We start from the raw sequence: 14,006 nt of genomic DNA on the forward strand, positions 1-14,006 counted from the left end.
AGTTTGGTTTGAAGCTTTGATTGATTTTATAGTCTAAAAAAAGGACTTTTATGCTTAAGTTTAAAACTTCTCTTTTGCTTCTTTATCTCATGCGTTGAGGGTAAAAACGATGATTATAGGAATTTCTGCAAGTGTTTTAAAGCTTAAAAAGGAAATTTTTAAGAAAAAATACTATCTTAATGTAGCTTATGTTGATAAGCTCTTAAAGTGCGAGGAAAAAAATTTAGGCGTTTTCATCATACCCTTTTGTGAAAAAGAAGCGATAAAATCTTTGCTTGCAAATACAAATGGAGTGATTTTAAGTGGAGGCTTTGATATACATCCAAAATTTTACAAACAAAGCTCAAAACCTTTACTTGAAGAAGTTTGTAAGAAAAGAGATGAATTTGAGTTTAGGCTCATCGAAGAAGCGATGAAGCAAGAGCTTCCTATCTTTGGGATTTGTCGAGGAATGCAAACTTTAAATGTCTTTTTTGGTGGCACGCTTCATCAAGACTTAAGTTATGAAAAGATCAGCGTTTTAAAGCATAGGCAAAAGCAAAAACCAAGCCTTGCGACACATCGTGTGGATATACTTGAAAACAGCTTTTTATCAAATTTTTTACCAAGCAAAATCAAAGTTAATTCCTTTCATCATCAAGGCATTGATACGCTTGCAAAGGATTTTAAAATCAGTGCAAAAAGTGGCTTAGTTATCGAAGCTATAGAGTATCAAAAAAGTAAAAATTTAGTCTTTGGTGTGCAGTGGCACCCTGAGGCGATGAAAGATAAACATTCAAGGGCTATATTTCAAGCCTTTGTGAATGAATGCAAGAAAGGAAAAAAATGAATTCAAAATTAGGATTTTTAAGTGTTGTGTTATTAGGTTTTAATGCTATAGTAGGCTCTGGGATATTTTTACTTCCTAACAAAGCTGTGGCTTTAGTCGGTCCTTTTGCTCTTGTGGTAGTGGTTTTTGTAGCTTTGCTTACCATTAGTATAGCCCTTTGTTTTGCTGAAGTTTCTGCTAAATTTGAAAAAAATGGTGGAGCTTATGTGTATGCTAAGGAAGCTTTTGGTGAATTTGTGGGCTTTGAGGTTGGTTTTATGAAATGGGCGATTGCTATTATCGCTTGGGCGACTATGGCAACGGGTTTTAGCGAGGCTTTAGGAGCTTGGATATATGGTAGCTCAGAATTACCAATCTCTTTTAAGGCTATAGTCGCTTCAAGTTTGGTATTGGCTTTAACCTTGATGAACTTAGCTGGTATTGGTTTGTCAAAATTCTTTAACAACCTCATTACTTTAGCCAAACTTACTCCGCTTTTAATCTTTATCTTTGTATGCTTGTGGTTTGTGAAGGCTGAGAATTTTCAGCCCTTTTTGGTTCTTGGAACTTCAAGTAACGCAGAGGTGCTAAGTTTTTCAGCTGCTTTTTCAGCCGCTGCTTTGGTTATTTTTTACGCATTTACGGGTTTTGAGTCTTTGGCTATTGCGGCTGAGGATTATAAAAATCCCAAAAAGGATTTGCCGCGAGCTATAACTTGGGTGATGATTATAGTGTGCGTGTTTTATTTACTTATCATCGGCGTGGCTATTGGGATTTTGGGACTTGATTTAGCTAAAGAAAATGCTCCTATTGCTGCTGCTTTTGATAGGATTTTTTCAGGATATGGAGCGAGTATAGTTGGTATAGGAACACTTATTTCTATAGGAGGTATAGCCACAGCTTCATCGATTCTTACACCAAGAGTAGGGCATGCTCTAGCAAGTGATGGTTTGGTGCCAAGGATTATCGCGTATAAAAACAAGGCTCAAACTCCTGTTGTTGCGATTATTATCACCGGAGTTTTAACCTTAGCTTTAGTTCTTTATGGAACTCTTATAGGAAGCTTTGCTGTGCTTGCTGCAATTAGCGTGATTTCAAGATTTATTCAGTATGTGCCTACTTGTCTTGCTGTTTTGGTGCTTCGCAAAAGAAAAGACTTGCCACAAAGTAGCATAAAAGTGCCTAGCTTCGTGCCTGTTATAGCAATTATCATTTCTTTTTGGTTGCTTATAAATGCAAATAGCCAACAGCTTATCATAGGGCTTGGTGGCTTAGTTGTTGCGGCTGTGTTTTATGCCTTTGCTAAATTAGCTGGAAAGAAATTTTAAAAATAGAGTGGTTTTAAACCGCTCTTTTAGTTTTTGATAAAAAATTCAAAAGCCTAAAAACAAAAATGTAACAAAAGCCTAAAAAAAATATAATTTTAAGCTTAAAGTGTAAAAAAAGTGTTATAATTTAATTTTATATCTTTAAAAGGAGAAAGCAATGAGTGCATTTAAGCAATGCTTTTTTAAGCATCAACATTTATCAAATTCCAAAAGTCAAAAATCTTCTTCAATTATCCTTCAACTTCCCCTGATTGACATTATCGTCGTCAAATAATTCCCTTATTTTTATTTAATTATTTTTTATCATCAGTTTTTTAGCTGGTTGCGTTTTTCATCTTTTTTTGATGATTTTATTTTTAAATTTAAGTTTATTTTTTAAGGAAAACAATGAAATTGCAAGGTTCGCAAATTCTTATGGAAGTATTGTTAGAAGCAGGGGTAGATACGATTTTTGGTTATCCAGGTGGTGCTGTGCTTGATGTGTATGATACGCTTTTTTCATATCAAGATAAAATCAAGCATATTATGCCAGCTGATGAGCAAGGTGCTGGATATGCAGCTGATGGCTATGCTAGAGCAAGTGGAAAAACCGGTGTGATTATCGCTACAAGTGGTCCAGGCGCTACCAATCTCATCACCCCTTTAGCCACAGCTTACATGGATAGCACACCTTTGGTTGCAATCACTGGAAATGTCCCAAGCAAGCTTATCGGTAAAGATAGTTTTCAAGAAGTGTATATACAAGGTATAGCCATGCCAATTACCAAGCAAAGCTTTATGGTGCGTGATGTAAATGAGCTTGCTTTTACACTAAGAGAGGCTTTTTATCTTGCTAATGAGGGCAGAAAAGCTCCTGTGCTTGTGGATATCACTAAAGATGTATTTAGTGCTTTGGCTGAGTTTGAGCCACAAAAACTTTTTTCAAAGCCTGTTTTAAAACACGATAAAAACGAGCTTTTAAAGCTAAAAAGCCTCATCGATGAGGCAAAAAAGCCCTTGCTTTATGTGGGCGGTGGTGCAAAAGATGCGTATAAAAGCTTAAGGGAGTTTGTAAAGCTTACGAATTTACCTTTCGTGCATACTATAATGGGTGCTGGCGTGCTTGATGATGAGAGCTTAAATATAGGCTGGATAGGTATGCATGGTAATATCAGCGCAAATACACTCATCAATGAAGCTGATTTAATCATCGCTATAGGAGCAAGATTTTCTGATCGCGTGGCTTTAAAACCAAGCCACTTTGGCGTGAAAGCTAAAAAAGCTCAAATTGATATTGATAAAAGTGAGCTGGGTAAAAATGTGGCTTTAGATTGTGCTGTGATAGGGGATTTAAAGCATATCTTAAAAGAACTTTGTGCTTTAAAGTATGCAAACAAGCACGAAGCTTGGTTAGAACAAATTCACAAAGCAAAGGCAAAAGAAAAGGCTGAATTTAATGCCTTTGAGCATCAAGAATTAGCTGGTTTTATGAATCCAAAAGAAGTGCTTGAGTTTATCAGTCAAAGCTGTGAAAAAGACGCTATTTTTACAACCGATGTAGGACAGCACCAAATGTGGGCAGCTCAATACCTCACGCATAAAAACCCAAGAAATTTTTTAACAAGTGCGGGGCTTGGAACTATGGGCTTTGGTTATGGTTGTGCTATAGGGGCAAAGCAAGCCTGTCCTCATAAACAAGTCATTCATTTAAGTGGAGATGGCTCGTTTTTGATGAATTTAAATGAAGTTAGCACAGCCGTAGAATATAAGCTTCCTATCATTTCAGTGATATTTAATAACTCCACACTTGGAATGGTGCGTCAGTGGCAAAGTGCATTTTATGAAAAGCGATATTCAAGCACGGATATTCGCAAAAAGATAGACTATGTAAAAGTAGCTGAGGGCTTTAATGCTAAGGGCTTTAGTTGCAAGAGTATGAAGGAGTTTAAAGAAGCCTTTAAACTTGCTTTGAAAGAGAAAAAACCAGTCTGGATAGAGTGTATCATCGATAAAGATTTAAAAGTTTTACCAATGATACCAAGTGGAAAAAGCGCTGATGAAATCATCACAAAATAAAGGAAAAGCAATGAAAAATTTACACATACAGCTTGCAAAAAACGATGTAAGCTATCTTGCAAGGATTATGCTTTTGTTAAGTCAAAATCAAGTCACATTAATCAAGCTTGAATTTAATGAGCTTGATTTGTTTTTAACGCTTAAAGAATGCGATGATTTTTTGCTTAAACAGCTTGAAAAGCTCGCTCATACAAAAAGCGTAACACTACGATAAGGAGGAAAAAACGATAAAGAAAAGATCAAGCAAATACCAAATTTCACATTTTAAAAGGAGAAAAAATGATACAAAAATACTATGACAAGGATTGCGATTTAAGCTTGCTTAAGTCAAAAACGATCGCCATTATAGGCTATGGTTCTCAAGGACACGCTCACGCTTTAAACCTCAAAGAAAGCGGTGTAAAAGTCGTTGTAGGCTTAAGAGATACAAGTTTGAGCGTGGCTAAGGCAAAAGAAGCGGGGCTAGAGGTTTTAAGTGTAAGCGAGGCTGTAAAAAAAGCTGATCTTGTGATGATGCTTGTGCCTGATGAGTTGTGCGCTGATTTATATAAGGCTGAGGTTGCGCCTTTTTTAAAGGAAGGTGATATACTTGCTTTTGCGCATGGCTTTAACATACACTATGCGCTCATAGAGCCAACTAAAAATATCGATGTAGTGATGATAGCACCAAAAGGACCCGGACACACCGTAAGAAGCGAATATCAAGCGGGCAAAGGTGTGCCAAGCTTAATCGCTATCTATCAAGATTTTAGTGGCAAAGCTAAACAATACGCCCTAGCGTATGCAAGTGGCATAGGATCAGCACGAGCTGGTATCCTAGAGACTTCATTTAAAGAAGAGACAGAAACTGATTTGTTTGGCGAGCAAGCTGTGTTGTGTGGTGGGGTAACTGAACTGATGAAGGCTGGTTTTGAAACCCTTGTCGAGGCTGGGTATGAGCCTGAAATGGCGTATTTTGAGTGCATTCATGAGATGAAGCTTATCGTTGATCTTATCTATGCAGGTGGTTTTGCAGCGATGAGAAGCTCGATTTCAAACACTGCTGAGTATGGGGATTATAGAACAGGCAAAAAAATCATCACAGATGAAACAAAAAAGACGATGAAAAAAGTGCTTGAAGAGATACAAAATGGCACTTTTGCAAGTGAATTTAGCACCGAGTTTAGCTCCGGAAGAAAAGCTAAGTTTAACGCTACAAAACGTTTAGAAAGCGAACATCAACTTGAAAAAGTGGGCTTAGAGCTTAGAAAAATGATGAGCTGGATTAAACGCTAATTCAAACTAAAAACTTCCCAAGCATTATTAAAGCAAAGTGCTTGGGAGTTAAGGTTTAAAAACTAAAGGACTTTTATTTATCTTATTTTAAGCAAGTTCATGACAATTGTCTTGTTTTTCTTGATTTCAATTCAAAATTTTTAATTTTTAGCTATAATTTCCTTTTTAAAAGGATAAAATTTGAAAATTTTAAATTTTTTTTATGAAAATCCACCGGAATTTAAAGGGCTTTTTGAGAGAAAAATTCGCCTTGATAGCAAACACACCTTGCTATGTGGAGCGTTAAAAAGCGGCAAAAAAGCCTTGATCTTAAACTACTTGAGGGATTTTAAGACTGAAGAGTTTTTGTTTTTAAATTTTAAGGATTTAAGGTTTAGCTTGCAAGCTTTAGAGCATTTAGAGGCTTTTTTGCAAGATAAGGTTATTAAAATCATCGTTTTTTATGGTATTGATATAAATTTTAAGTTTGATTTCTCAAAGCTTTTATCAAAATATCAGTTTATCTTGGCAAGTGAGTTTTCAAGCTTAAATTTTAAGGATTTTGAAAAAATAGAGCTTGATTTTTTGGATTTTGAGGAGTTTTTAAGCCAAAACAGCACCAAAAATGCTACCAGCTCGCAACTTGGCAACTACTTGCAAAGCGGAAGGGCAAATTTAAGCGAAAATATAGAGCTAAATGATTATCTACGAAGCCATTTTACCGCTCTTGAACTTGAGATTTTTAAATTTATAGCCTTGCATTTAGGGCTTGAGTTCAGCGTTAATGCTCTTTATACCAAGCTTAAAAAGGAAATGAAAATTTCAAAAGATAAGCTTTATGAGTGCATTGACTTGCTTTGTCAAAGGGGGTTGATTTTTTTTGTCCCTCATCATCAAAAACGCCTTAAAAAAGCGTATTTTACAGACTTTGCTTTTAAAAATGCCTTGCTGATACAAAGGGATTTTTCAACGCTTTTTGCTAATCTTGTATTGTGTGAGCTTTTTAAATTTAAACAGCCTATTTTTTACACAAAAGAATTTGATTTTTATCTTGAAAAAAGTAAGATAGGCTTTATTTGTAGTGCTTTGCAGGATATTGATTTATTGCGTTTAAAAGCTCAAAAAATTTTACCAAAGGCTTTGGAAAAAGAAATTTTTCATGTGGTTTTTGTTACGCTTTCATCACAAGATCAGTTTTTTGAACAAGGCGTGAAATTTGAGATCGTGCCTTTTGAAACTTGGGCTTTAAGTTTTTAAAATTTTTTATAATTTAAAATCTTGAAATCCAAAGACTTTCTAAGCCTTCTTAATCCAATAAATAAAGCTTATATTTTTCAATCACATTTTTGAGAATTTTTTCGTATTCGCCTTTGATTTCTGAGTAATTATACAAGGTTTTAATCGCTTCTAAGCCCTTAAATTCACGCCCTTCTTGCAAGGCTTTAAAACGTTTTGTTCGAAACTCCTCGTATGCAAAATGCCTGTTAAGATTTAAAAGATATGAATCAACGCTTTCTTGCAAGCTATCAAAGATCTTGATTTTGTGCGTTTTGCCCCTTTTTCTGTGCTTTGGCACCAAGCCTTTTTCGCCCCAAGTCCATTCGCCAAAAAGATTATTTGCTTCCCTAGCAAAACGGCTTGTGCCTGTGCCGCTTTCAACTAGAGCTTGAGCTATACCCATGGACTTTGGCACTACACCTATGCGTTTTTGATACTCTTTAAAATCAAAAAGATTTTTCACTCTGTATTTTTCTTTGAGCGCGATGAGTGTTTGAAGCTCTGTTTTGCTGATATTTCTAAAGCCAGCCTTAGCATGCGTTTCAAAGAAATTTCTTATAAAGGCTTGTTCTTGCGCAACCTTTTCAAAAGAATGATCAAGTAAGGTATCAATTTTTTCGATAAAAACTTTTCTTTTTTCATCAGCACTAAGCTTATAATACTCCTTGTCAAAACCAGCTTCAAAGGCTAAAACAAAGATAGGCAAGCAAAGCTTAAGAAAAATTATACTTGGCTTCAAAACAATACCTCACCTTTCCTTGAAAAAATATATTTCCCTCTTCATCAAGTCTAAGGCTTAATTCTTCCTCGCTTTTTGGTAAAACTTTGATATTTTTTTCAAGCTTACTCTGTAAAACTCCAAGATAAAAGCACGCTGCCATGCCTGTGCCGCAAGCTAAAGTTTCATTTTCAACACCTCGTTCAAAGGTTCTTACGCGTAAAAGCTTTTCATGTTCTATCTTGGCATAATTTACATTTGCATTGTATTTTTGGCGTAAAATCTGACAAGTTTTAAGATCAAATTCGCTTAAATCCTCACAAAAATGCACCAAATGAGGCACGCCAGTATCACAAATTTGCCATTTTTTGCCTTCAAATTCAAAGCTTTGCACCTCATCTTTTACCTTTGTAAGCTGAGTTTCAACGATGTCTTCTTCAACATTTGCTTTGATCACCCCAGCCTTTGTTAAAAAGCTTAAATTTGGCTTCATTTTTAAGATATGGCAGGCAAAGTGAGCAGCCGCTCTTGAGCCATTACCACACATTGCAGGCTCACTTGCATCACAATTATAAAACTGCCACTCAAAGTCGTATTTTTCATGTGGTAAAATCACGATAAGTCCATCAGCTCCTATGCCACTATATCGGTTGCAAAGCTTGATAGCAAGTTCTTTAAAATCGCCTTTTTTATCACTATAAAAAAGCACAAAGTCATTTCCACTCGCACAATACTTATAAAATTTCATTTTTACCCTTGTTTAAAAGCTTGATTGTATCAAAAAATTCCTCGCAGTTTTGCTTAAATTCCTCTAAATTTCCCTCGTTTTTGATAACAAAATCGGCAAGTTCAAGCTTCTTTTCAATATCCATTTGAGCTTCAAGCCTTTGTAAAGCTTCTTTTTCACTCAAACTATCTCTTTGCATTAAACGTTTTAGACTGAGTTCTTTAGGGGCGTAGATTAAGATACTTTTTCCAAGTTCAAAATATGCTTTTGTCTCAAAAAATAAAGGCAGCTCTACAAAAATGGGACTAAAATTTTTTAAAAGCTTGATTTGTTTTATGATTTCAGTCCTAATTTTAGGGTGTAAAAAATTTTCAAGCTTTTCTTTGGCAAGATGATCGTTAAAAACTATGTTTGCTAAGGCTTTTCTATCGATTTTTTGCTCTTTTATCAAGCTTTTATCATCAAATAAATCAACGATTTTTAAAGCATTTTCATCTAAAAGTTCATGAGCTATCATATCTGCATTAAGCACCTTGAAACCTTTGTTTTTGGCAATTTGCATAAAAGTTGATTTACCACAAGCTATACTTGCTGTTACAAAAAAAACTTCGCTCATTTAAGCCCTTTTAAAAATGCTTTTAGTTACAATAACCTTTTAAATTTAAGGAAATGTAAATGAAAATTTCATACGAGCAAGCTGGAGTAAGCATAGATAATGGCAATGCCTTTGTAGAGGCGATTAAGCCTTTGGTAAAGCAGACTTTTTCGCCTCAGGTTTTAGGTGGCATTGGTTCTTTTTCTGGAGCTTTTGAGCTACCAAGTGGCTATAAAAAGCCCGTGCTTTTAGCCGCGACTGATGGGGTTGGCACTAAGCTTCGTTTGGCAATTGACGCGCAAAGATATGAGAGTATAGGGCAGGATTTGGTGGCTATGTGCGTGAATGACTTGATTTGCAATTTTGCTACACCTTTGTTTTTTTTGGATTATTATGCTACAGCTAAGCTTGATGTGGAAGTTGCAAAAAGCGTGGTTGCAGGTATTGCTAGGGCTTGTAAGATAGCCCAGTGTGCTTTAATAGGTGGTGAAACAGCTGAAATGCCTTCTATGTATGCGCCAAAGGATTTTGATTTAGCTGGTTTTGCTGTGGGTATGGCTGAAAAAGAAGAGATTGACAGAACGAGCTTTGTTAAAAACGGCGATTTGCTTTTAGCTCTGCCAAGTTCTGGGCTTCATTCAAATGGCTATTCTTTAGCTAGAAAGGTGCTTTTTGAGGCTTTAGGGCTTAAATTTGATGATAAGATCGAGGGTAAAAAGCTCATCGATATCTTGCTTGAGCCAACGCGAATTTATGTTAAAGACTTTTTAAAGCTTAAGCCTTTTATCAATGCTTTAGCTCATATCACCGGTGGAGGTTTGGTAGAAAATCTGCCAAGAGTGTTCCCTAAGGGCTTAGGAGCAGTGATTAGAAAGCATCATCTTAAAACTCCTGAAATTTTTTACACCATAGGCGAGGCAGTAGAAGAAGCTGAAATGTATAGAAGTTTTAATATGGGCGTGGGACTTGTGCTAGTCGTTTCTCCAGAAAATGTTTCAAAAGTGCTTGAAAATTCAGATGCTTTCATCATCGGCGAAGTTGTTATCAATGAAGGCGTGGTGCTTGAATGAAAGAACCAAAGGTTATCGCTTTTGATAGAAGGTTAGGAGTAGGGGATATCATCTCATCTTTACCTGCTTTGTATGTGATAAAGCAGCTTTACCCAAGGGCTAAGCTTTTGCTTTTTACGAGCAAAGTTGGCTTTTATTTGTGTAAAAATTTTGATTTTATTGATAGAATTTTTTTGCAAGGGCTTGAATTTACTCAAAATGATGAGAATCTGCCCCAAATCATCGATGAATACAACATCGACACACTCATCCTCGCCCATAGAACGAGCAAAAATATCAAATTTGCCAAGCAAAGTAAATGCAAAAATATCATCACTTGGAGGCATTTACACACGCTTTTTTCGCCTCGTTTTAAACACCCAAAGCATATCAAACGTTTAAAAAGGCTTGAAATTCAACGTTGTTTGGACTTGGTAAGGATGATTGATCCTAAACGTTATGATGCAAAGATAAAAGAGTTTGATCTTAAAACTATGCCTATACAAATTCAAAGTGATAGGGAAAATATAGAGTATATCAATGCCTTTTTAAAGCCTATACAAAAGGACTTTAAGCATATCATAGGTTTGAGTTGTTTTGGAATTTCTTCGGCTCATTATAATCTAAAAATGAATGATTGGGTAGAGCTTACAAAGGCTTTGGCAGGGCGTTTTAAAAATTTTTTATTTGTTTTTATGAATTTTAAACAAAGTGGTTATGAATTTGAGGATTTTAAAGAAGAAAATATCAAAGTTTTTAATAATGATGAAAATTTGCTTCATCTTGTGGAGCTTACAAGAAGATTAAAGCTTTGCATAAGCCTTTCAACGGGCAATATCCACATAGCCGATAATCTTAAAATTGATACTTTGGGCTTTTATCCGCAAACTGATAGCGTGCTTTTTCCTTGTGGAAACTATGGGGGACACTTTGATGCGCTTTTCTTGCCAAAAGATTGGCATAATGAATACGAATTGTATAAAGATGAGTTTTATAAACTCGCTCAAAAGGTTTTGAGTAAAATTGAGGAGTAGTTGTGCAAAATATAGGTTTTTTAAATGATATACATTCTGTAGGGGATAATGCGACGCGTTTTAAGGCTTTGGTGGCTTTAAGAAAGCTTTATCCACAAAGTAAGATCATCTTTTTTGGACGCCGTCATTTTATGGATATGTTTTTTTACTCTGAAGTGATTGATGAGTTTGTGGTGATAGATGAGCTTGGGGGGGCGTTTGAGTGATTTTGAACTTGATATTTTGCTTCTTGCAGGGTATAAATACGGTGATATGATCAGTCTAGCTCAAACAAGTAAGGCAAAAAGAATCATTGCTCCAGCTTATCTTCAAACTTTTTTTGCAAAGAGGATAGAGGTCTTTTTTTATAATCAATTTCGCCCTCACAGAGAGGTGTTTAAGGCTCTTGAGTTGGTAAGAAGGATCGATAAAAAGCATTTTGATGAGAATATTTCAAAGATTGATTTTAAACACCTTGCTTTAAAAACCCTGCCTCAGCATCAAAGATATATTGACACGCTTTTTAAAAGCTTTAAGGCTGAACAATTTAAGCTTATCGTAGGCATCAATGCTTTTGCAAACTCAGCTTATAAATTTGTCCCTCAAGATTATGCGTATTTAGCAAAGAATTTGGCACGCGAGTTTCCGCAAGTGCTTTTTGTGATGATGAGCTATGATGGAAATCTGATAAGGTATAAAGAATTTGAAGAAGAAAATATCCAAATTTTTATAGGCGATAATGAGCTTTTTCATCTGATCGAGCTTACAAGTAGGCTTGATATGCTCATAAGTCCAGATACGGGTAATGTGCATATAGCTGATATATTTAAGGTAAGCATACTCCAAACGATGAAAACGAATTTAAGGCTTAAATGGGGCGGAGGAAGCTGGGGTAATGAATGTCAAATGCTTTTGTTGAATAACAAATGGATAAAAAACTATAACAAACTCAAGCTTGGATTTAATAAATTAGCCAAAGATATGATAGCTAGGCTTTTAGATAAAGCCTAATGCTTTTTATAAGCGATATTTTTTTCAAATTCTTTCAAACGTTTGTATATACTTCTAAGCTCGGTGATCTTTGTCCAGTTTGTGATAAAAACACTAAAAGAGCTTCGCACCTGATCAAAGGCATTATTCATCTGCATAACTATGCCAAGCCCTATAGCGCCGATGAAAAGCGAAGGTGCCATGATTAAAAGTGGCACGATAACGATCATCTGTTCAAATAAAATAAGCCAAATATTAAAATATCCATAATGCAAAAAAAGCCTTTTGTAGTTAAATTTAAGTCCTGTAAAAAGCTCAAGCATAGTTTCATTTTTAGCGTAGTTTTTGCGATCATCTTCTGCATAGACAAGTTCTTTTCTAAAAGCAGCCTCTGCTTTTTGGTTATTATACTCAAGTCCGGGCAGTTTTATACCTACAAACCACGATATAATCAAGCCTCCAACAGAGATCAAAAAGGCTATATACACCAAAGAACCCTCAATATCCCTTAAAATAGGCACATTCACAGAAGCGCTTAAAGCCCAAAGTATAGGGATAAAAGCGATGAGTATCATCACAGCTCGAACAAAGGCAAGCCCCAAACTTTCAACTATCTTTGAGAAATTATAAATATCTTCTTGAATTCTTTGAGAACTGCCTTCGATATTATCATCTTTATTTTTCCAAAAACGCAAATATTCAAAAGTCATCGCTTCACGCCATTTAAAGGCATATACACTTGCAAAGTAAATATTTATAGTAGCAACCAAAACATAAGGTATAGCGATAAATAAAAAAATCACAATCAAAGCATAAAAATCCTCGATTATATAGCTTTGCTTATCTACGCCATTTTCACCAAAATGACTTTTTGTGAGGCTTTTGTAATATTTCATCGCCAAAGCATTTAAGAAAGTGGTGTTATCATCATTTTCATTTTGCTTAGTTTTTTGCTCATCTTGCTTGCTTGTGTTTTGCTCTTTGCTTTTTTCATCTTTAGTTGTATCTTGGGTAGAGGAATGGTTAGCTTGAGTATTTTGCGTGGAAGTTGTCGCTTCATCTTTGGTGCTTGTTTGTTCTAAAGGTTTGATTTGTGGTTTTTGCAAGACATTGTAAAAATCTTTATACCATTCATTTATGGCAACATTAAGATTGGTTTGTATATACAGACAAAAAAGCAAGAAAAATAAACCCAAATAAGCCCACAAAGCCCATTTTTTAGAAGCAAAAAACGCTGAAAACATTTTTTTCCTTAGTGTAAGAATGTAAAGTGCTATTGTAGATAAAAAAAGCTAACACATATCAAAATTTGTATTAAAAGTGTTGATTTTGAGTGTATTTTTGTGCTATTGCGTAGAGTTTATTTTTGTAAAATTTTTCATTTTAAGAGTAGGATATAATGATAAAATTAGGTTTTTGCTTTAAACTTAAAGATAATTTTGATAAAGGCACAGAATATTTTTTTAGATAATCATTTTTATTTGATATGATAAATGAGATATTTTGTATATTTTTGTGATGATTTTTTAGACAAAAAATATTTTATTGTGATTAAAAATAAGCCTAACTTCAAGCAGCCTTAGCCACTTGAAGTTAAATTTTTTAAGATTATTTAATCACACCACAAGCCATTCTAGCTCCGCCACCACCAAGTGTAGCTGGGTGATCGCTGTGATTATCCCCACCAAAGTGGATCATTAAAGCATGTTTTTTAAGCTCATTTAAGTTTTTAATCTTTGGTGCTAAAACAGGATTGTTTGCGTTGCCATCTTTATCAACATAAAGTGCTGGCAAATCGCCTTTATGCCCTTTGTCATCCCAAGGAAGTGAATGCCCTTCTGTTTTTTCAGGATCCCAGTGTCCTCCAGCTTTCATACCTAAGCCTTTATCAGTTGCTCCACAATCTGCGTTTTCATGCACATGAAAGCCGTGAATTCCAGCTTCTAAGCCTTTAAGTTGTGGAAAAAATGCCACTCCATAAGCTGTTTGCACAGCGATGACTTCTCCAGCATCTTTGTTCTTTTTTTGATCTAAAACTTGCATTTTAATCACTAAATGATCCTTAACTGATTTTGGATCAAAAACTTCAGTATTTGCAGCAAAAAGCACAGAACTTGCTAACACAGAACCTAAAAGAATTTTTTTCATCATTTTTTCTCCTTTGAATGATTTTAAGGTAATTTCATTATAA

General features: G+C 35.2%; 15 protein-coding genes. 10 read left to right on the forward strand and 5 right to left on the reverse strand.

Annotation, left to right across the window (positions count from 1 at the left end):
* The first annotated feature begins 109 nt into the window (after positions 1–109).
* The 6 genes from DMB95_RS06055 to DMB95_RS06080 all read left to right on the forward strand — a co-directional run bounded on the left by DMB95_RS06055 (position 110) and on the right by DMB95_RS06080 (position 6,702).
* Positions 110–829: a gamma-glutamyl-gamma-aminobutyrate hydrolase family protein gene (locus tag DMB95_RS06055; protein ID WP_142931333.1), complete on the forward strand. Its 720-nt coding sequence runs from the start codon at positions 110–112 to the stop codon at positions 827–829.
* On the forward strand, positions 826–2,136 hold the full coding sequence (locus DMB95_RS06060; protein WP_142931334.1) for an APC family permease: 1,311 nt from the start codon (positions 826–828) through the stop codon (positions 2,134–2,136). The genes DMB95_RS06055 and DMB95_RS06060 overlap by 4 nt, the downstream gene beginning before the upstream one ends.
* Positions 2,137–2,523: 387 nt before the next feature.
* The gene (gene ilvB / locus DMB95_RS06065) at positions 2,524–4,191 is read left to right on the forward strand and encodes a biosynthetic-type acetolactate synthase large subunit (RefSeq protein ID WP_142931335.1); all 1,668 of its coding nucleotides are present in this window, start codon (positions 2,524–2,526) and stop codon (positions 4,189–4,191) included.
* A gap of 10 nt (positions 4,192–4,201) precedes the next feature.
* Positions 4,202–4,405, forward strand: coding sequence for a hypothetical protein (locus DMB95_RS06070; RefSeq protein ID WP_142931336.1), 204 nt, complete (start codon positions 4,202–4,204; stop codon positions 4,403–4,405).
* A 65-nt stretch (positions 4,406–4,470) separates the two neighbouring features.
* A complete protein-coding gene (gene ilvC, locus DMB95_RS06075) occupies positions 4,471–5,466 on the forward strand; it encodes a ketol-acid reductoisomerase (protein WP_142931337.1) in 996 nt (331 codons plus the stop codon).
* Positions 5,467–5,646: 180 nt separating this feature from the next.
* Positions 5,647–6,702 carry an ATP-binding protein gene (locus DMB95_RS06080; RefSeq protein ID WP_142931338.1) on the forward strand — a complete coding sequence of 352 codons (1,056 nt, stop codon included), beginning with the start codon at positions 5,647–5,649 and terminating at the stop codon, positions 6,700–6,702.
* 49 nt (positions 6,703–6,751) lie between these two features.
* Here DMB95_RS06080 and DMB95_RS06085 read toward each other — a convergent pair whose 3' ends face one another.
* Genes DMB95_RS06085 through coaE form a run of 3 tightly spaced genes read right to left on the reverse strand, consistent with a single transcriptional unit; the run spans position 6,752 to position 8,784 of the window.
* On the reverse strand, positions 6,752–7,462 hold the full coding sequence (locus DMB95_RS06085; RefSeq protein WP_142931339.1) for a glucosaminidase domain-containing protein: 711 nt from the start codon (positions 7,460–7,462) through the stop codon (positions 6,752–6,754).
* Entirely contained in the window at positions 7,437–8,189 is a 753-nt protein-coding gene (gene dapF, locus DMB95_RS06090; RefSeq protein WP_142931340.1) for a diaminopimelate epimerase, read from the reverse strand. Before dapF ends, DMB95_RS06085 begins: the two co-directional genes overlap by 26 nt.
* Positions 8,176–8,784, reverse strand: a complete 609-nt coding sequence (gene coaE / locus DMB95_RS06095; protein ID WP_142931341.1) for a dephospho-CoA kinase — start codon at positions 8,782–8,784, stop codon at positions 8,176–8,178. The genes dapF and coaE overlap by 14 nt, the downstream gene beginning before the upstream one ends.
* A 59-nt stretch (positions 8,785–8,843) precedes the next feature.
* On the opposite strand from coaE, the gene purM reads away from it, so the two are divergent.
* From purM to DMB95_RS06115, 4 genes are read left to right on the forward strand one after another with little or no spacing between them, the layout of a single operon-like run.
* Positions 8,844–9,833: a phosphoribosylformylglycinamidine cyclo-ligase gene (gene purM / locus DMB95_RS06100; protein WP_142931342.1), complete on the forward strand. Its 990-nt coding sequence runs from the start codon at positions 8,844–8,846 to the stop codon at positions 9,831–9,833.
* Positions 9,830–10,846, forward strand: a complete 1,017-nt coding sequence (locus DMB95_RS06105; protein WP_142931343.1) for a glycosyltransferase family 9 protein — start codon at positions 9,830–9,832, stop codon at positions 10,844–10,846. Before purM ends, DMB95_RS06105 begins: the two co-directional genes overlap by 4 nt.
* Positions 10,847–10,848: 2 nt before the next feature.
* The gene (locus tag DMB95_RS06110; protein ID WP_142931344.1) at positions 10,849–11,052 is read left to right on the forward strand and encodes a hypothetical protein; all 204 of its coding nucleotides are present in this window, start codon (positions 10,849–10,851) and stop codon (positions 11,050–11,052) included.
* The gene (locus DMB95_RS06115; RefSeq protein WP_142931345.1) at positions 11,027–11,836 is read left to right on the forward strand and encodes a glycosyltransferase family 9 protein; all 810 of its coding nucleotides are present in this window, start codon (positions 11,027–11,029) and stop codon (positions 11,834–11,836) included. The genes DMB95_RS06110 and DMB95_RS06115 overlap by 26 nt, the downstream gene beginning before the upstream one ends.
* On the opposite strand, the gene DMB95_RS06120 is transcribed toward DMB95_RS06115, so the two are convergent.
* Positions 11,833–13,059 (reverse strand): putative transporter, encoded by a 1,227-nt coding sequence (locus tag DMB95_RS06120; protein WP_142931346.1) that lies wholly within the window; start codon positions 13,057–13,059, stop codon positions 11,833–11,835. The two genes, DMB95_RS06115 and DMB95_RS06120, sit on opposite strands and share 4 nt — an antisense overlap.
* Before the next feature lie 364 nt (positions 13,060–13,423).
* Complete coding sequence (locus DMB95_RS06125) at positions 13,424–13,963, reverse strand: superoxide dismutase family protein (protein WP_137632314.1); 540 nt, start codon at positions 13,961–13,963, stop codon at positions 13,424–13,426.
* Positions 13,964–14,006 lie beyond the last annotated feature (43 nt).

The organism is Campylobacter sp. MIT 12-8780 (assembly GCF_006864535.1).
Classification (GTDB): domain Bacteria; phylum Campylobacterota; class Campylobacteria; order Campylobacterales; family Campylobacteraceae; genus Campylobacter_D.